General features: G+C 38.4%; 16 protein-coding genes. 9 read left to right on the top strand and 7 right to left on the bottom strand.

Translation table 11 applies throughout. The annotated features are described in order from the left end of the window. From ACDX78_RS22680 to ACDX78_RS22670, 3 genes are all read right to left on the bottom strand, one after another. A partial coding sequence (locus tag ACDX78_RS22680) for a MucBP domain-containing protein (protein ID WP_486031061.1) occupies nucleotides 1–1,789 on the bottom strand: 1,789 nt, incomplete at its 3' end. Nucleotides 1,790–2,364: 575 nt separating this feature from the next. Next, nucleotides 2,365–2,550, bottom strand: a complete 186-nt coding sequence (locus ACDX78_RS22675) for a hypothetical protein (RefSeq protein WP_486031059.1) — start codon at nucleotides 2,548–2,550, stop codon at nucleotides 2,365–2,367. Between the two features lie 483 nt (nucleotides 2,551–3,033). Next, nucleotides 3,034–4,257 carry a dicarboxylate/amino acid:cation symporter gene (locus ACDX78_RS22670; protein WP_486031057.1) on the bottom strand — a complete coding sequence of 408 codons (1,224 nt, stop codon included), beginning with the start codon at nucleotides 4,255–4,257 and terminating at the stop codon, nucleotides 3,034–3,036. A 410-nt stretch (nucleotides 4,258–4,667) separates the two neighbouring features. Here ACDX78_RS22670 and deoC point away from each other — a divergent pair, with 410 nt between their 5' ends. The 3 genes from deoC (at nucleotide 4,668) to betB (ending at nucleotide 8,134) form a co-directional block, all read left to right on the top strand. Continuing rightward, nucleotides 4,668–5,414, top strand: a complete 747-nt coding sequence (gene deoC, locus ACDX78_RS22665; RefSeq protein WP_486031055.1) for a deoxyribose-phosphate aldolase — start codon at nucleotides 4,668–4,670, stop codon at nucleotides 5,412–5,414. A gap of 223 nt (nucleotides 5,415–5,637) precedes the next feature. Further along, nucleotides 5,638–6,507 (top strand): glycine betaine ABC transporter substrate-binding protein, encoded by an 870-nt coding sequence (locus tag ACDX78_RS22660; protein WP_486031054.1) that lies wholly within the window; start codon nucleotides 5,638–5,640, stop codon nucleotides 6,505–6,507. Nucleotides 6,508–6,664: 157 nt separating this feature from the next. Then, entirely contained in the window at nucleotides 6,665–8,134 is a 1,470-nt protein-coding gene (gene betB / locus ACDX78_RS22655) for a betaine-aldehyde dehydrogenase (RefSeq protein ID WP_486031063.1), read from the top strand. Between the two features lie 1,281 nt (nucleotides 8,135–9,415). On the opposite strand, the gene ACDX78_RS22650 is transcribed toward betB, so the two are convergent. The 3 genes from ACDX78_RS22650 to ACDX78_RS22640 form a co-directional block, all read right to left on the bottom strand. Next, on the bottom strand, nucleotides 9,416–10,021 hold the full coding sequence (locus tag ACDX78_RS22650) for a TetR/AcrR family transcriptional regulator (RefSeq protein WP_486031052.1): 606 nt from the start codon (nucleotides 10,019–10,021) through the stop codon (nucleotides 9,416–9,418). Between the two features lie 409 nt (nucleotides 10,022–10,430). Beyond that, nucleotides 10,431–11,447, bottom strand: a complete 1,017-nt coding sequence (locus ACDX78_RS22645; RefSeq protein ID WP_486031050.1) for a hypothetical protein — start codon at nucleotides 11,445–11,447, stop codon at nucleotides 10,431–10,433. Further along, nucleotides 11,434–11,796, bottom strand: coding sequence for a PadR family transcriptional regulator (locus tag ACDX78_RS22640; protein ID WP_486031048.1), 363 nt, complete (start codon nucleotides 11,794–11,796; stop codon nucleotides 11,434–11,436). Before ACDX78_RS22640 ends, ACDX78_RS22645 begins: the two co-directional genes overlap by 14 nt. A gap of 192 nt (nucleotides 11,797–11,988) precedes the next feature. On the opposite strand from ACDX78_RS22640, the gene ACDX78_RS22635 reads away from it, so the two are divergent. Next, on the top strand, nucleotides 11,989–12,291 hold the full coding sequence (locus ACDX78_RS22635; RefSeq protein ID WP_486031046.1) for a divalent metal cation transporter: 303 nt from the start codon (nucleotides 11,989–11,991) through the stop codon (nucleotides 12,289–12,291). A 380-nt stretch (nucleotides 12,292–12,671) separates the two neighbouring features. Continuing rightward, complete coding sequence (gene lspA / locus ACDX78_RS22630) at nucleotides 12,672–13,145, top strand: signal peptidase II (protein ID WP_486031044.1); 474 nt, start codon at nucleotides 12,672–12,674, stop codon at nucleotides 13,143–13,145. 217 nt (nucleotides 13,146–13,362) lie between these two features. On the opposite strand, the gene ACDX78_RS22625 is transcribed toward lspA, so the two are convergent. Beyond that, nucleotides 13,363–14,004: a TerC family protein gene (locus ACDX78_RS22625; RefSeq protein WP_486031042.1), complete on the bottom strand. Its 642-nt coding sequence runs from the start codon at nucleotides 14,002–14,004 to the stop codon at nucleotides 13,363–13,365. Nucleotides 14,005–14,216: 212 nt separating this feature from the next. Here ACDX78_RS22625 and ACDX78_RS22620 point away from each other — a divergent pair, with 212 nt between their 5' ends. The 4 genes from ACDX78_RS22620 (at nucleotide 14,217) to ACDX78_RS22605 (ending at nucleotide 19,355) form a co-directional block, all read left to right on the top strand. After that, nucleotides 14,217–16,805 (top strand): McrB family protein, encoded by a 2,589-nt coding sequence (locus ACDX78_RS22620; protein WP_486031040.1) that lies wholly within the window; start codon nucleotides 14,217–14,219, stop codon nucleotides 16,803–16,805. Beyond that, on the top strand, nucleotides 16,780–17,997 hold the full coding sequence (locus ACDX78_RS22615; protein ID WP_486031038.1) for an McrC family protein: 1,218 nt from the start codon (nucleotides 16,780–16,782) through the stop codon (nucleotides 17,995–17,997). Before ACDX78_RS22620 ends, ACDX78_RS22615 begins: the two co-directional genes overlap by 26 nt. A 702-nt stretch (nucleotides 17,998–18,699) precedes the next feature. Further along, complete coding sequence (locus ACDX78_RS22610; RefSeq protein ID WP_486031036.1) at nucleotides 18,700–19,086, top strand: TIR domain-containing protein; 387 nt, start codon at nucleotides 18,700–18,702, stop codon at nucleotides 19,084–19,086. A 17-nt stretch (nucleotides 19,087–19,103) separates the two neighbouring features. Further along, entirely contained in the window at nucleotides 19,104–19,355 is a 252-nt protein-coding gene (locus ACDX78_RS22605) for a caspase family protein (RefSeq protein WP_486031035.1), read from the top strand. The last annotated feature ends 101 nt before the right edge of the window (nucleotides 19,356–19,456 follow it).

Below are 19,456 nucleotides of genomic sequence, written 5' to 3'. Positions count from 1 at the left end.
GCATTTCGATCAATTCATAGCCATCAATCTCTTCTGGTTGCGATTCATAAGGTTCTCCTACATTTCCTGTAAGATCCTCGGAAGGGGCTAGTTGATTTCCTTCTTCATCGACGTGTTCAACTGTAACTGGTGCTGCATCACCTTCGTCAATAGGCGCATATACATAAGTTACAGTTTGTGGTTCTTCTGTAAATTCACCAGTTGCGTTTTCAGGTGTTTCGATCAATTCATAGCCATCAATCTCTTCTGGTTGCGATTCATAAGGTTCTCCTACATTTCCTGTAAGATCCTCAGAAGGGGCTAGTTGATTACCTTCTTCATCGACGTGTTCAACTGTAACTGGTGCAGCTTCATATAATAAAGCTTCTGGTATCGGGAAATCTCTTAGTGTATCTGCCTCATCCCCGACTGGTTGTAATGTTGTTCTTTCATTCATTGGAAAGTAAGTATCAGGAGAATAATTTTCATGTTCAGTGTCAAGTTGAACTTTATACCTTAAGTTTACCTGTTCACCTTCACCTAAATTCAACCCTTCTACTTGAATTGTTTGATCAGATAGTTCAGATTCCACTACACTGACATTAATTCCTTCTATTAATTGTTCTTCAGTTTCCCCATCAATTTCTCCAGTTAAGTAATAATCTCCATCTGTTAACATTTCATCGCTTGCTTCAGTAAATTCGTTATCACTTACTTGTAAATTAAATAATTCTCCCATCGGATCTGTGACAATACCGTTATTAATACTATTAATAACCGGAGATGCTAAATTTCTTAACATATCAGCTATTTCATCTACTTCAGATGCTGCATAATATTGCTCGGGTGAAGAAGCGATTCCTTCCATTACTTCTATTGCTTCTTCCTCGGTTGCGCCATCTGATCCTGTAATCTCAATACCTAAAGAATACATATCAAAATCATCATTTTGAGATAGAATCCTTTGAGCTTCTTCTAACGTATCCTGGCCATGTGTTCTTTCCGCTCCATTGTAATCATAGTAAAAACTAAATTCAAAACCAGGCTCATATAAGCCTGCTGCACCTACTATATTTCCATCTGGGTTCTCACTAAAGACAGGGACTCCATCTGTAATAGTAAAGATTAATTTGTTATCCGCTATACTATCCGCAAGAATGGATTCCGCTTCCTGCAAAGCTGCTTGCGTAAAGGTTCCCCCATTGTTTGCAAGGCTTCCGTCGCCTATATCCCGTTCTATAGGAGTATCCTCAGGCAATACATTAATAATAGCCTCTGAATTAGTGGTTAATTCTTTATATGATAGATCCTCTGTAGCATACATCAAAGGAACCTCAGCATAGGGTCTATTAATTCTACCATCAAATACATCCGAACCAAACGTCACTAATGCCATTTGCGTATTTCCATTACTATTACTACTTGAGTCCAATAAATCCGTTACGAAGGAGGACGTCGCATCAAAAGCAATACTATCTCTATCATTATCATTCATACTATTGGAGTTATCATAGACAAGAACAATATCAGTAGTTTCTGTTTGTTCTTTTTCTTTCCCTTCAATAGTTAAGTCAATAAAGTATTCTCCTGGATTCCCTGAATACGTGGCCTCTTTAGAGACTATCGAATCTTCATATTCAATTGGATTATCATCCGGGTTTATATAAGATCCCGTTCCGTCGTCTTGAATAATTTCTTCTGCTGAAGCCTCTTCTGCAATCAATCCATTTATAAGCAGTGAACTGATTAACATAAGGATGAGCAAAATTTTAGCATAATAACTACTCTTACTTTTTAGATAACTATTCATGTTTTACCTCCTAAATAAGTTAATACTGTGTGAAAGCTTGATCTTTTTCTAGTTAGATCACTCCTTTCTATGGCAGTGTTAAACATGATGCTATTTGATAAAACATTTCTATAATTTTACACCCCCTTAAAGTAAGTTGTTACAAGGTTTTATATTAGTAGATATTAAGTTTTTATTAATAATGTTTCATATAAAGTATCATTCATTTCGCTGTACTCAAGGCCCATAAGCAGATACATTACAGGAAACGAGCTCAATGTTACCACTGATTTCTTCTGAATCAACTATTGGATTACCATCTTCATCGACGTCATCCACTGTTACTAATCCTTCTGCTTCAACAGCAAATGCCTTGTTTTCCCCTAGGTTAAACACAAAAAAATAATTAAATGGGAGTAAAGAAAGGGTAATATCTCCGCCTTGATGGATGGATTATTATTTAATTTGGTCAAACTTTTTTCCATAATTAAATATTTACCACCTCCTGAAATCAGATAAAACAAGGATTCTTTCTTGTGATTTTATATTAAATCTTCTATAAAAATTCTGAAAAATAACAGTGAAAATGGATCCTCTTATTCTTCATTTATTTCTTCTTCATTTTCTTTTTTTAGCTTGAAGAGTCCAACTGATGTTAAGAGCGTTAAAATGAAAGTAATAATGACGTAAAATGCAAATAGATTACTTCTATCAGTGATTAAGAAATTACCTTCCGTGTTTTCTTCTTGCTCATTCTTTTTACTTTCGTTTTTATTAGACATAATAGTGCTCCTTTCATCATTAATTTTATATCTTCGACTATTATATAGGTTTAAGTGCACTTTAAAGCAATAGTCCATGTTATAGATTATTGATTATTTTTGGCTATACTGGAATTATGTGTCAAACCAATGAATAAGGAAGAATGAGTGACTAAAAGTAGAGTTGAAGGTTTATAGTTATAACATACATATTTAGTAGGACTATATATGCAGGCATTATTTGCAGAGTATCAATTAGAACGATTTTTAATCGATAAAGTAGTATCTTTGTATTTTTCTAAAGCCAAAGACCCTAGGAAAGCGCTGTAAAGCCTAGCTCTAACCTAATTAAAAACGATTCTAATTTGCTTCATCCAAACTCCATCCAAAACAGAAAGCGTCAAATAACTCCACCTGTTTCCAGGGGAAGATTATTTGACGCTTATGTACACAATACCAAGCTGGTTTTGTCACTGCCTATTAAAAGCTAAGCTATACCGTCCCTCATCCTTCTTGTATCTTCCTCTCCCGCCTATTTTCCCACTGCTGCAAAAGACTCGCATTCGCGGTATTACCGAATACATTCAGCAATGTGCGGAAACCTTCCGTTACCCTGTCAATACCAGCAACAATCGCAATTCCTTCTAACGGCAGATTTGCTGCAGTAAGTACTGTTGTCATCATGATGATCCCCGCACCAGGCACACCGGCTGTACTAAACGAGACAAGCAGTGCGCTCAGAAAAACTGCAAGTACGAGTTCAACCGTAATATCTACACCAAATAATTGCGCAACAAAAATCGCATTAAACCCCTGTAAAATGCCGGCACCATCTCTTTTCAGCGCTGTGCCGAATGGAATGGCAAAACCGGATAAGTCACTTTGCAACCCAGCTTTATTTGCACCATTTAAGGCGAGGGGCAAAGCTGCATTGGAACTTGCTGTACCGAAGGCCAATGTAAAAGCCGAGGCAAATCCATTAAAAAATGTCTTCGGTTTTACGCCAGAGAAAAATAAGATCAATATATACAAACCGATCATAAGTATAATTGCTAAAATCAAACCGAGTATATACACGGCCAGATTGCCGATAATGCCAAATCCCTGTGTTGCCACCACGGAAGTAATCAAGGCAAAAACCCCAATTGGCGCGATTTTCAACACGAGCTGCAGGATTTTCTGCACAATCTCGTACATGCTTTCCACGACATTGAAAAAGGGGCGTGTTTGCTCCTCTTTCAGCAGGTTAATCGCTGTACCTACCAGCGCGGCGATGACGATGACCTGCAAAAGATTCCCTGATGCCAATGCTTCAAACGGATTGGAAGGCACAATGCTCACGAGCCATTCAACCAAGGAATACCCTTCATCGGCAGCGGATGCGTCTCCTGTAGAAATTGCTTCCGCATTGTTGCCTGGTCGAACAATAAATGCGACCACTAGGCCAAGAACAATGGCCACCGCTGATGTCACTACGTAAAGGCTCATTAACTTCGTTGTATACCGGGCAATATATCCAGATCCCTTTAATTGCGTGATGCCCATAATTAAGGCTGCAAATATGAGCGGGACAACAATTAATTGAATCACCCGTAAAAACACATCCCCTACAGGCTGTAATAGATATTGATCAAGTGGCTCCACCCAGTCCGGCGCATGCAGGTTCAGTAAACCTCCAAATAAAACGCCGGCACCTAAAGCAACAAAGATTCTCGTTGATAACGACATATTGTACACTTCCTTTTATCCTTACATTTTAATACTCATCTATATTAGCATGTTAAACATATAATTCCTATCTTTTTAGTTTGGATTAGATAGGAGGTTTTGGATATTAAATCAGTATATTTCCAAGGAACAAAAAGATGTTTTTTGCTTACTGCGGGCTGTGTCCTGCACAGTTCTAAAAATATACTTTTCTATCGGGATTACTAATATTTATTTTACTTCGTGTTGATTTTTTCTATTAGCATGATCTGTTTTTTAGAAAAATAAACTACCCTTGTTTTTTTAGGTCAACTGTATTACAATAATATCTAGTCAGGGGTATTTCGATATTATCCTTACACAAACAAATATTTAAATGTATTGGATCAGAAACTTGGCAGCCAAGAAAAGTACAAGAAGGGTGATTGAATATGAATAAAGCGGAGTTTTGCAAGGCAATAGATTATTCTATTTTATGGCAGAACAGAAGTAAGGAATCAATAGAAAAACGAAGCCGTGAGGTGATTAAATACGGCTTTGCAGGTTTATGCTGTTACCCGACGGACGTTCCTGTAGCCAAAAAAATTATAGGAGAAAAAGCCAAAATCAGCGGTGTAATCGGGTTTCCAATGGGATTTGAAACAACGCAGGCTAAAGTTCAGGAAGCTTTAGCATCGATCGATTATGGTGCGAATGAGCTGGATATTGTTATGAACATCGCTCGCTTTAAAGACGGTGATTATGACTATGTGTTAGATGAGCTGAAGCAAATTGTCGAAGCAGCAAAAAACAGAAGAAGTGACTGTACTGTTAAGGTGATCATTGAAACACCTCATCTTAAAAAAAGGGAGGAGTTAGCCAAAGCATGCGAGCTCGTAATAGATTCGGGGGCTGATTATGTGAAAAATGCTACAGGATTCGCTGTGGGGTATGATGGTACTGGAGAAGCTGGTTATACGGATGAAATGGTAGAGCCTTACGATAATACCGCAGTCGATAATGTAAAAGCAATGCGTGAAATTGTGGGCGACAGAATCAATATTAAAGCTTCCGGGGATCCTGAGAATTTGGACGAATGTCTCTATTACATTCAAGAATTGGGTGTATCCCGGATAGGTAATGATTTTATCATTCAATGGCTCGACGAAGCAGGAGACGAGTACTGGGAAGATAAATAAATGATGTAAATGAGGTGTTTTATTTCTATCACGGCTTAGCCTCAAAACAGCTGGATTCATTAATTTGAGAGGAACAATACCCGTTAGTAACCTTCATATAAAATAGTCAAAATGATATATAAAGCCAAAAATCGTAATATGGCAACTGATAATCATCGAAAAAGGCTCCTTCTAAGTTGGAGCTATCGTATATAGCAAAAAATTGAAAGGAATGGATTTTGTAATGAAGAAAGTAATTGTGATGATAACAGTCTTACTATTATCAATAGGATTGTACGGATGTGGAGCAGCCGATAATGAAGCGGAAAATGAAGAAGGAAATCAAGAGGAACAGGAACTAGTCTTGGGATTGACGACTTGGACAAGTACGATCCCTCCGACAGAAATTGTAACAGATATATTAGAAGATATGGGATATAACATTAAAGTAGAAGAAGCGGATATCGGAGTTATTTATGCCGGCCTATCCGCCGGAGAAATAGATATCTATATGGATTCTTGGTATCCACAACAGACCCAATACTTGGAGGAATATTCAGATTCCATCGAACAATTATCACCAATTTATGAAGATGCCAATGCAGGAATGGTCGTGCCAAATTATATGGAAGACATCAATGATGTTGCAGATTTAATTGGTAAAGAAGATATAGTGAACAATGAGGTTATCGCCATTGAAGATGGTGATCCTGCCATGGATGAATTGCAGGAGCTTATAGATGCTTATGAGCTTGATGTTGAATTAATAAACGCTTCAGAGGGTGCGATGCTTGCTGCCGCTAAAGCAAGTACAGATCAGAATGAACCGATCTTATTATATGGCTGGGACCCCCATTCCATGTTTAATGATATGGGCTTAAAAATACTGACGAATGAAGAACATCCGGAATTTTTTGATGGAAGTTCGATTCATCCTATCGTTCATCAAGATGTAAAAGAAAAAGCACCTGAAGCCTATGAACTTCTCGAAGATTGGACAGTAAGCATTGGTGATATGGCAGATATGATTACTGAAATCGATAACGGTGCAGATGCTGAAGAAGTAGCCGAAGCGTGGCTGAACGATAACCCAGAGTGGCTAAACAATAATTAAAATAAGGTGGATGGATAGACACCAAGCAAGCATCATAACGGAGGGTATGTCATTTTTTATAACCTATACGATGAACGGTTCCAATGATTTGCTTGCCTATTCATCTGTTCCATACCATTTCGTTTATAATACGAGAAAAGGAGTGTATTCGTTGAAAATGAAAAAGATGTTCATCGATGGTGAATGGGTTGAGGCTAATTCCGGCAGTGTCCGTTATATTATCAACCCCTACAACCAGGAAACCATCGCAACCGTTTCAGAAGGCGATATAGATGAAACAAAAAATGCGATTGCCGCAGCAAGGAAAGCTTTTAACGAGCGTGATTGGTCCACCATACCAGCCATAGAACGCGGGAAAGTGGTTCATAAAATTGCTGAATTGATCGAACGTGACCGGGAAGAACTGGCTGACCTCGAATCACTTGATACAGGTAAAACGGTGGCGGAAAGCCTCATGGATATGGATGATATCGCCGCTGTTTTCCGGTATTATGCGGAAATGGTTGATAAAGAAGCAGATGGGGAGATTATCAATTCACCCATTCCAAATTCAACCAGTAAAATTGTTCGTGAACCTATTGGTGTATGTACGCAAATCACACCATGGAATTATCCCTTACTGCAGGCATCCTGGAAGCTGGCACCTGCACTTGCAGCAGGCAATACACTTGTCATGAAGCCAAGTGAGATTACACCACTAACAACGATTAAAGTATTCGAATTAATGGAAGAAGCCGGTGTTCCAAAAGGTGTAGTCAATTTAGTGCTTGGCCCTGGTAATTCCGTTGGTGCAGAAATGGCTTCGAATGATGATGTGGATCTGGTTTCCTTCACCGGCGGGCTTGAAACAGGGAAGAAAATTATGCAAGCTGCCAGTTCCAATGTGAAGAAACTGGCACTTGAGCTAGGTGGAAAAAACCCGAATGTGATCTTTGCCGATGCTGATTTTGAAACAGCAGTGGACCAAGCTATGAATGCCGTATTTTTCCATGCAGGCCAAGTTTGTTCGGCAGGCACGCGATTGATTGTGGAAGAAAGCATTCACGATCAATTCGTTGAGGCATTGGTCGAGCGCGTAAAAAACATTCGACTTGGCAGTGGTTTTGAGGAATCTACGCAAATGGGACCGCTTATTTCAAAAGAGCATTTAAATAAAGTGATCGATTATGTGGAAAAAGGGAAACAAGAAGGCGTGACTGTTGCTGTTGGCGGCGGAGTCCCTGATGATCCTGAATTGCAAAAGGGATTTTTCTACCTGCCAACGGTGTTAACAGATTGCACGACGGATATGCGTGTGGTGCAGGATGAAGGGTTCGGCCCGGTCATCACCGTGGAAAAATTCACGACCGAAGAAGAAGCAATCGAGCTGGCTAATGACTCCATTTACGGACTTTCCGGCGGGGTTTTTACCAATGACATTGCAAAAGCAGAGCGATGTGTAGCTAAAATGCGCATGGGCACTGTATGGATCAATGACGTAAACCTTTACTTCCCACAGGCGCCATGGGGTGGCTACAAGCAATCCGGTATCGGTCGGGAGCTTGGGAGGGCAGGCCTTGAAGAATATCAGGAAATCAAACATGTTTTCCGTAATTTGAAACCTGAACCATTGAACTGGTTTAAGTAAGAAGCAATATAAATGAATGTTAGCATGTTTAATACATCTGCCCGCAACATGGCTTCAGCCGAAGCGTATTCGTGACGGCTGCAGGTTTGTTGTATTCTCCATCGGATTCCGTTAGTTATGAAGGAATTCGGTGGGGAAGGGCAGATGTTTTTTTATGTAAATTTAGTTTGCATTAAGTTACAACGGAGTGTTGGATATGAGGTTGCTGCTTTGGAATTTATGTATGTTCTATCCCTTTAAGGTTTTGGATATTCGAATTATCGTATGGAACTTCCCCCTCTGTTAGGATAGTTTAAGAGTATTGTTTAACTTGTGTTCAAGAATCGGTCCAATTTAATGGAATAAGAAAAAGGATAATTCGTACATTAATCGAATCTTATTTATTGAGAGACTCTTTTCGTATAAATAACTCAATTAGTATGAAAATGAATTGATTAAGGAGAGGGTGCTAAATGCGTATAGCTGCTATCTACGATGTTCATGGGAATTATTCCGCATTAAAAACGGTTTTAGAAGAGATTAGGAAAACCGAAGTTGACAAAATTGTAGTAGGTGGAAGACTTAGCATGGGGTCCAGAGCCACGAGAGGTCATTGATCTTTTAATAATCCAGTCATTACGAATTACGTGTATAATGACAAAGTACACTTTAGTTTGTATGATGAGGCAAATGACCAGAGGTAGATTATATTTTTTCGAATGGTGATGTGAATGAGCCTTTTTAATGGCGGTCTTCTCATGAGGGTTAGTCCCTAGCTGGATTAAAGTGTGTTAAAGTAAAAAGCGCTGCAGCCATTTGCTGTAGCGCTTTTTACTTTAAGTTTATTTTACGTATATTCTATCACTTTAAAGTACTAAAGGATCCCGTAGCCATCAAGCTAACGAAAAATGAGAATATTACACCCTCCTTAGCTTAATTTGATCGCTGTGGGCACCGACCTCTTCCAGCAAATGCAAAGAATCGGGTGTTACTGTCAATGGCAAGCAGCTTTGCTGGATATGACTTTCTGGTTTTAAGAGCGATTGTACCAAAAATGTCTCACAGCTCCGCAAGTGGTGGCTCTTTTCTGTAATCGATCGCTCAATAGTTCGCTTAAGCGGCTCCATTCATCCGCAGTAAATAATTATAATGAAATAAGAACAGGGTACGCTTTCGGAAAGTTGTGCTCGCAGCATAAGCAGTTGTTTTAAGCAATTGGAATATATCGGTGTAGTTATGGGATACATGGTGAAGGTATCAGATATTGGTGTTTTGATTTGCGATTTTCCTGTTCTCCTCCGTTTACCCGTTTTTCTTACAGATGTTTGTTAAATATTCTCTGACCTTTTGTTCAACCACTTGATGGTTGTAAAATCGTGTATAAATGACAGACTCGAACGTCAAGCCAGTAATGAATATGATTAAATTATGTGCCTTGTCCTCGATATTGATGGAACTTTCAAGATATCCATTATGATAAAGCAGGCTTATAATGTTCTTTGCAAAATTAAGGTTTACTTTTCGATAATCTTCATTAAGGTCCTGGTATTCCGGGTTCATCGTTGCCATTAAAGTGAATTTCACCCATATATCATTTTCCATTCTTTCTACATCTGTTTGAACTTGCACAATCTGTTTTGCCATATGAACAGCATTTTCAAAAACATCTTCATCTGCCTGTTCTACTTTTTGCATTCTTTGTTCAAATCTTTGGAAAATGATGTCCATTGCGTACGTATATATGTCCTTTTGTTTTGGAAAGAAATGTTGAACAGAACCTAATGATAACCCAGCCTTTTTGGCGATTTCCCGTAATGCAGCTTTTTCAAAACCATAATGATAAATAACGTCAAACGTTGCTTCCACAATTTGTGCTTTTCTTTCATTATGATCTATGATTTTAGGCATATGATGACTCCTTTGTTTTTTTAAGCTAATTGTATTATAACACTTTTAAAGCCAAAAGACTTACTGTTAAAGGGCAAAGTCAGTGTTTCTTCGATAAGAAGTGACCTGCTCTATGTAACGACGGATCCTATTCAGTGCTAGATCTACCAGGATGCAGGGTGCAGATCAAAGTGAAGTCACACCTTTTCCGCAAAAGTGGTAAAACTTAATGAGAAATTTCATGGCAATCATCTTACGTTAAGGAGTGGGTAAGGGGAAAGCCTAATCCACCGTTATATACCGAGGAATTAGGCTTATGAACTTCAGCTTTCGAACAATTATTGAATGCAAGAAAGACATTTTTAAAGTCATCCAGGCTAATTTCTGCTTCCTTTCAATGTTATCAAATATCTGCATATAGCTGGAAGCGTTAATTTTTATTCTGCTTCCGAACCTTGAATAATCCGGCAACTATTTCCCATACTAATCCAATTAAAAGGAATACTAGTATCCAAAGTGTAAGTTGTTCCCATATGATCTGTATCGTCTGGTATGCATTCGTCCCCCTTGTTACAACGTTATATTGCACAAGTTCATTCATAAAATTTGGATTCCAAAAGCTTCTTCCGGATACCAGCACCATAATGATGCCAATGGAAATGACATTTATAACAGCGGTGTAAATAACCAGTGATTTCGTCCATCTCCCGTAAAACAGTTTCAGGCATTCTTTCATAACGATAAATACAAAAAAGATGATAATTAAAATCAAAAATGAACCATACGCACTCTCATTTAAAAAGGAAATAACATTGGCCATCTCCCCGTTTTGATAGGCCCAAATGCCGAAATATTCATGAGAAGCGGCAAAAAACACAATCAGCAATACACTAACGACTATCGCTATAATCGGTTCGGATGGTTTAATCTGCCGCTTTGGGTCAGGAATAGGCGCCAGGTTTGATGGGTGCCATTCTTTATCCACTTTCACTTTGGACAGTTCACCTTCACTGAAATATTCTGCCAAAGCAAAACCTAATGTGGTCCAGCCAATGACATTCGGAATTATCGCAGTGAAAAAAGAAACAATGTAGTCGATAAAATAATCAAGCATGTTCATTGGATTCAAGATGACTTGAATCACGAAAACTGCAGTGAATCCTGCAACAACCGAAATCAAAGCGATCTTCAGCACAAGCACATAAAAATCATACAGCTCCGGCCCGATGATATACTTTTTTGTTCCACGGTATTTTTGTGCCAGACGCTTTGGTGGCCCTAGCTCCAGCAACACTTTCTCCACATCTTTATCCGTAGTTTTTCTGCCCTGGACACGCTCATCCAGCATATCTTCTATCAAACCAAGAAGTTCATCCGAAACATCTTTTCTTTGTGCTTCCGGCAGCCGCTTCGTAACCGCGTAAACATATCGGTCAATCATTTCCATTTTCTTCACCCTCTTTTCCCATGGTTAAATGGTTCATACTCATGACAATGCTTTGCCACTCTTCCAGTAATAAATCCAATGCTTCTTTTCCAGTTTCACTTAATAAGTAATACTTTCTAGGCCGTGTCTCGTTCGTATCCCATTTGCTTTCCAAAAAACCTTGCTTTTCCAGCCTTCTTAAAAGTGGATATAATGTCCCCGGTTCCACCTGAATCCCCTTTTCTTTTAATATTGTTACAAGAGAGTATCCATATTGGGGCTCATCAAGCTGACTCAACACCCCAATGGTGATGGTTCCCCGTCTCAGTTCCTGCATTAGTTTGTCAATGTGTTTATGTGCATCGCTCATATGATCAGCTCCTGAAAGTATTATACTGTATGACGTACACTATTGTAAATGACAAATTATTGTGATGAAATTTTTTGGAAAATGAACTGGTAGAATGGTTCAGTGAAATGGGGTGCCTCCATCGGTTGTTCGGAATTTGCCCATCTAAGATATTATTCGGTCAGCTGTTTGACTGGAAAGGTTAAAACATGTATGAATAAAATTTCACTCAAATATATAGTTATTGGACCTGGGGCGATTATTTCGGCGACCTTTGTAGGACCTGGAACCATTACAACAGCAACAGAAGCAGGCGCATCGTTTGGATATGCGCTTTTATGGGCACTTGTATTTTCTGTGGTTACCACGATGGTGTTACAGGTAATGACAGCGAGGCTGGGTATTATTGGTCGAAAGGGGCTAGGTGCAGCCGTCCGTGACCAATTTGCAAACCCTATTCTAAAAAACACTGTGTCGGTCTTTGTGATTGCTTCCATTCTTTTTAGTTTGATTTAAGGCGGTTTTATTGTGAAATTATTTGTTTTGTTGAAGTGAGTTAAACAGCATGTGTCCTTTACGAGATTATTCATTTAAGTTTTGATTTTAATTGATGTGTGAGCGTAATCATTTGAAAAGTAAACTATAGCGGTAGATAATGATCTTAAAATAAAAAACAAGGGAACTACTATGATAAGATGTAAGTGAATTATCATGGAGTTTGAATGATCTCACGCATAATAATTGACACTGTGGAAAATCAAGCTAGGAGAAACCTATATGACAGGTTCAATAAAGTTGCAAATCTAAATGTTATAGTTGCTTTAGTGTGGGGTGCAGTCTGCATGTTGCTCATGCTAATTGCCTGACTTACCTAACTAACTGGCAGCAAAGAAAGTGTGATTCTTATCCTTTTTTATAGTGTTGTTATTCTCGTCATTTTCATTGATCAAGTATTTAAACATTGGATTCGTACACAGCTAGACGTGGGCGAGACGATGGTTATTTGGGAAGGTGTGTTAAATTTTACGCACATTCAAAATAGCGGTGCTGCTTTAGGGTTGTTTGAAGGATATGGCCGTTTGTTTGTTCCTGTTGCAATCATTATTGCGGTTGTAAGTATTTATATGCTGAAGAAAGGTTATATAAATGGAAGGTTACTGCAAACAGGAGTTGCACTTTATGTTGGTGGTGCGATTGGAAATGCGATTGATCGTATTTTATTTGGTCAAGTAACGGATTTTATTCATTTTTCATTTCGAGACGGTATTCCTAATTTGGCTGATTATGCGCTTGTGTTTGGGGTGGGCTTGATTATTGTCGATGTTGTTATTGTGTGGGTGAGGAAGAGGAGGGCGGTGAATTTGGATTAACTTTACTATCAAATTTGATAAAAATCGATTGAAGTGGGAGATTGCGAGTCAGCTTTGTATAGTTGGTATTAATTGATTGGTACATTAATAAGGAGCATTGAGGTGGAAACAGTTGCAGACCTTGCACTGCAGCTGGATCCGCTTTTAGGGAGCTAGGCGGAAAACTTCCTGGCGATTGGCATTGAATGGGGCAAGGTACCCTATGTTCCCCTCTCTCTTATTTTGGAACACTTTTCCGTCTCAATCCTCCCACCAAGAGGATAGTTAACGTGATCCCATTCAGAAATAAAAGCTCAGCCATTTTCGATGCATGAAACAGATTCTCCTTTAGCATCATTTCTCCGGCAGTCCAGGCAAGTAGTGCTGCGCCAATATAAATAATGATTGGATACTTTTGAATTCCTTTTAAAATAAGCTCACTTGCAAAAAGGATGATCGGTATGCTTAAAATGACCCCTGCAATAATAAGCAGCATGTTACTGTCCGCAATGGCAGCGATCGCAAGTACATTATCGAGACTCATAATCAGATCGGCAAAAATGATAATGGTAACAGCCGCTCGCAGCGATTCCCCGCTTTTGATATTTTTCTCCTCTGGTTTGTCCACCAATAAATTATACGCAACCATTAACAGAAGCATTCCCCCGATGAGCTGTATAAATGGAAGGTGAAGCAGGTAAATCATCAGGAAAGTAAATAAAATTCTCAGTCCAATTGCGGCAAATGTTCCCCATTTAATCGCTTTACCTTGCAAGTGCTCCGGCAAATTTCGGCTTGCCATGGCAATGACTATGGCATTATCTCCGCTGAGTAATAGGTTGATAAATAGGATTTGCACTACAGGCTCTATAAGTTCCATGGAGTTTCTCCTCACGTTTAATGACAAAGGCTTGTATCACGTTCCTATCTAATCTGTATGAGGATAATCATGTATAAAGAACCTATTTTGGCTGTTGGGTTTGCGTATGGGAAATAGCTCACACTATTAAAACAATCCAATAAAATGCTAACGCTTCCCAACCTCTGCTCTCATAACCTATAATTGACATAAAAGAAATGGGGGTATTACAAATGAGACTCCAAACCCTAATCGAAAAAGCCTTACAGTACGAACAGGATCAGGAGACTTTGGAAGAAAAGAAACGAGGGCACCTAGAATTTTTAAATCGTTTTCCTTTAGAAAAATTAGATGAATTATCCGTAGAAGAATACGCGAATACCAAAACCAAAGATAGTTTTATCTATTGGCTTGAAAGAAAAGGTATTTTATCAGGTGTCGGGGGAGGAAACGCCTCCAAGTTTGGCATTTATCTTGCAGAAAACGGTGATTATTGTAAAGGTGCTGGTAAGCAAAAAACAGTATTGCAGGGAGATCAATTGTCAGAAGAATTTACCATCTTAAAACAAGGAATCATCCAGGCGATCGAACTTGCGGAAGAAGGCCGGATTAATGAAAATATTTCACTGAACTTGCCTCTTTTTAATATGGTATTGCTGAAAATACTGAACATCTATGTTCCCGAAAGGTTTTTTAATGTATATTCTCCTTCCATCTTAATTGAGCTTGGAAGAGAATTGAATATAGATGATGAACTATTACTTCCCCAGCAATCGATAGAGTTGAATCATAAAATACTTACAGCCCTGAAGAAACAGGATGCCTTTGCAAATTGGACCAATGAAGAGATTGCTTCTTTCATCTGGAACACCTTTGCTGAAAGAGATAATAAAATCGATGAAAATATCCAATACTGGCTGGTTGGCCATACATATGAAAACGAGGGCTCCATTGAAAGCTACCTATTAGAAAATAACTATATTGGGGTTGGTTTTCTAAGACAAGATTTGTCCTCCCATTTAGATGAAGAGATTGAAGACTTCATAGAAGAAAAAGAAGAAAGTGCTGCAGGACAAAAGGCGTTAAAACAATTTTTCTCCATGAAAGAAGGCGACTTTGTTGCCCTCAAGTCAACGTATACACGAAAAATAGATGGGAAAACAAAGTCTGTTTTGCGCATTAGTGCAGTTGGAAAAATCACCGCTGACGCCTTTGATGGATATCGATTTTCTGATAGGTATGGACATCTTCTTCCGGTTGAATGGATTCATAAAGATGGCAAAGAACTGGTAGGTTATGGTGGTTATCGTCGTACCATTAATAAAGCAAAAGACAATAGTGTTATCAGTTTGGTATTTATAGAAGGAGCAGATATAGAAGACCAACCAGAAACTTTTGACCCAGAAGCAGACCATGCCCCAAAGAACTATGTGTTATATGGCCCCCCTGGAACGGGAAAAACATATCAATTCGTAGATCGGGCTCTTGAAATTGTTGACAAAAAAACCTTTGAAGAGTTAGAAGCTGATGGACGCGAGGCACTCCAGCAATATTTTTCGCAACTAACGAGAGAGGGGTCGATTCACTTAGTAACATTTCATCAATCGTATGCCTATGAAGATTTTATTGAAGGTTTGAAATCAGATGGAGAGGGAAATTTTGTTCCTTCTGACGGCATTCTAAAAAGAGCTGCAATTGAAGCCATGTATGAGGGAATCCAGCTCGCAGAACATGGCTATTCTGAAGAAGTTCATTTTGAACAGTTATATGATTATTTGGTTAAAAACGGCATGGAGCATCAAGTCATATTTGAATCGAAAACAGGATCAATCAGTTTTATTTCGCATATTTCACCTAATAAAAATATCGTAGTTACCAGTGAAGGTGCCAAATCAAGCTCGATTGTTTCCAAAGCTCGTTTATTAGAGGTGTACAGATATATTCGACGAAAAGATATTGACTGGAAAAATTCCGTTTCTTTTGTTCGTGAGGCAATCGGGGGTAGCAACCAGACATGGTACTGGTCAGTTCTAAACTGGATCATGAGAAAAATGGAAGAAGAGGCTGAAGAGCAAAGCATAGAAATTGATGACAATGAGAAAAGCGCCATTGTACAGAAGGCACTGAGGGAAAATGGTTCGTTTGATTTTACAAATGCCAAAAGACATATCGTGATCATTGATGAAATGAATCGCGGCAACATTTCTAAGATATTCGGCGAGCTGCTGACCCTCTTGGAAGAGGATAAAAGATTAACAGAGCGCAATGAAATCGTTGTTGAACTTCCGTATTCAAAAGAAAAGTTCGCACTGCCGCCAAATTTATATATGATTGGGACAATGAATACAGCAGATCGTTCTATTGCGCTCTTGGATACGGCTTTGCGTCGCCGATTTGCTTTTGAAGAGATCATGCCAAACCCGGATCTGCTTGAATCGGTTGGTAATGAGATCGATGTTATTACCATGCTCACGATCATGAATCACCGTATCGAAGTGTTGTATGACCGCGATCATATGATTGGCCACGCGTATTTCATCAATGCAAAAACGGATGAAGAAGTGATCGATATTATGCAAAGAAAAGTGATCCCATTGCTTCAAGAATATTTCTATGATGATTGGGAGAAGATCGGTCTCGTTTTGGGAGGAATCGGTACTTCCCGGGAAGATGCTTATATTGTGTATAAAGAAGAAGTCGATATCAATCAATTGTTTAAGGATAGGCCGTCTATTCATGTTCCGGAACTGTACCGGTTAAAGCAAAAATTATCAACACAGGAGCTAATATCTATTTATGACGAAAACCATCACAGTTCGTGAGTCGTTTGACTGGATAACGGAAAATGATGTCACAGCCCAAGAATATAGAGAGCTCATCAGATATGTTGAAGAAAAATACCCTGATGAATTTGTTCTGGATCAAAAATATAGACGGCTTCGTTTTATTAATTATGTCGGTGTCATTCAATGCTCCACCATACGCTATGAAGTTGTACCAAAAGTTACAATTTCACCTATGGATGATCGAAAATCATTGATCAAGATGCTTTCTGTTGTAAAGTTTTTCCCTATTTCGTTTTATGAGCAAGTGCAAAACGGCGAAGAACAAGGTAGCTTGCTGGATGCATTTCTTGCAGCATTTGTGGAGCGATTACTTCAAGAATTGAAAAAAGGGGCTTATAAGACATATGAGCGTCAGGAAGAAAACTTGAATATGATGCGTGGCAAGCTTGAACTTAGCAAGCATGTTCGTATGAATGCATTTCAAAAAACGAAAGCATACTGCTCCTTTGACGAGTACAGGGAGAATAATACATTAAACCAGCTATTTAAATCTGCTTTGCTAATAGTAAGGCGATACATGGCTACATCGAGATTGAAGCTTCATCTGGAGCGGTGTTTAGGGTATTTGGAAAATGTGGATGTTGTGCAGTTTACACCGGAAAAAGTCAACAATATCATCCTTAACCGTCAAAATGAACGATTTGAGGAAGCAACAACATTTGCAAAGCTTATTGTCGAACGAGCATCGATATACAGTGGCGGGCGCAGCAGATCATCCTTCTCTTTTCTATTTCCAATGAACCTGTTGTTCGAAAAGTACATTGAAGTTGCGCTTAGAGAAGCTGCAGGCACAAAAGAAGTCATCAGTCAGCATGCTGAAAAAAGATTGCTGCGAAATAAAAGAAGTGGTCGTGACAATATTTTATTAAAACCCGATTTTGTCATTGATAATAAAACGATTATTGATACCAAATGGAAAAGTGCAACCTATGATGGAAGGAGCCAATACGTACAAAGTGACATTTATCAAATGTATGCTTATGTGACTGCGTACAAAGGCGTGGAAAGGTGTATTCTGTTGTATCCAAAACAAGAGGGTGAAGCCGAGCATCCTGTGTGGGAAGTGATTGATACGGAAAAGGTTATTGAAATGCGTGCAGTGAGGATTGATGCGTTTTGGGAGAGCGTAGAGGAATTGAGGGGTGTGTTGGAAGGGGGTGAAAAATGACCGCGGGGACAGGTTCATCGGTCCAAAGTGCAAGATGGGCTAATTGGACCGAGGTGTCTGTACCTGTGGACTAAGAGGGTTTGCTGAACGAAACAAAACCTTTTGTATCAATGGTTCGAAGCATAAATTTTGATTTAAGTTGCAAGGGTTTTGCAAGAAAACGTTAAAAACCCTTGCACCTCAATTAACTTCAGGATTCATGATAGTATCAGTTTTATTGTGAAAACATCGCAAAAAACCTATATTCATCGTCAATATTGAAGTTTTCACTCTAAAATATTGCTTTTACTATCAGAAATGATTTCAAAATGTTCCGTTCAGCAGCCCCTATAAAAAATAAGGAAGGTAAATTTTTTGATATTTTTAAACCATCAACCTACAGGTAGTCTAATTAGTTAGAGGAAAGCCTGTATTATAAGTTAGTTAAAGTTATAACTTATAACTTTAATCACAATTATTTAGGTAGGGGATAGTTGGTATTTGAAAATTTTATGGATAACTAAAGTTTTTAATAAATTACGAAGCAAGAAAGGTGATTTATCATAAAAGACTGGATATTGTTTCTTGAGGAATAAAGTAGTATACTAGTATAAAAGGACTACTCAGAAAAACATACGAATCATTCAGCAGAAGACAGTTCTATTTTAAACTAGAATTGTCTTTTTAATATAACCAAGCCAAACATTAGGAGGAATATAATTCATGTTAAAGAAAAGGGTGTTTGTAAGTTTTGCAATAGAAGATAAGGATTTAAGAGATTTATTAGTAGGACAAGCTAGAAATGAAAACTCACCATTTGAATTTGTTGATATGTCAGTAAAAAAACCTTGGGATTCTGCTTGGAAAACAAATTGTAGAACTAGAATTAAAGGATGTGATGGGGTTTTAATTATAGTTACCAAGAATACTAAAAAAGCTGATGGGCAGATTTGGGAGATTAAATGTGCAAAGGAAGAAGCTATTCCTAGAAGAGGGATATGGGGAAGTCAAGCTAATCGTCCTGCAACCCTTCCAGAAGAACTTAATGGTGTTAGAATTGTTAATTGGACATGGGAAAACATTGATAATTGGATAAAATCTTTAAAATAGAAGGGCGACTGACTTTTATGAAAAAGGCATTAGTTGTAGGTATTAATAATTATCCAACATATCCACTCCTTGGATGTATAAATGATGCAACTGCTTTTAAAAGTGTAATTGAAAGCAATGGTGATGGTTCACCTAATTTTGATGTTAAATTTCTATCGGATGTCCAAACAAAATCCGAATTGAAGGGTTTAATAGTAGACTTATTCGAAGGAGATAGTGATGCTGCGTTATTTTACTTTTCTGGTAAGCGTCAAATAAAACACACATAGAATCAGAAAGTCATCCATGCGATAATCTTCTTAGAAATGAATTCAGGAGGTTATGCGATGACTCTAAAAGACAAAAGAATAGAATGGGAAGCGCGGTATGA

The organism is Virgibacillus oceani, assembly GCF_041521345.1.
In the GTDB taxonomy this organism is placed as follows: Bacteria; Bacillota; Bacilli; order Bacillales; family Amphibacillaceae; genus Virgibacillus_N; species Virgibacillus_N oceani_A.
This window is presented reverse-complemented; position numbering and strand designations above follow the sequence as displayed.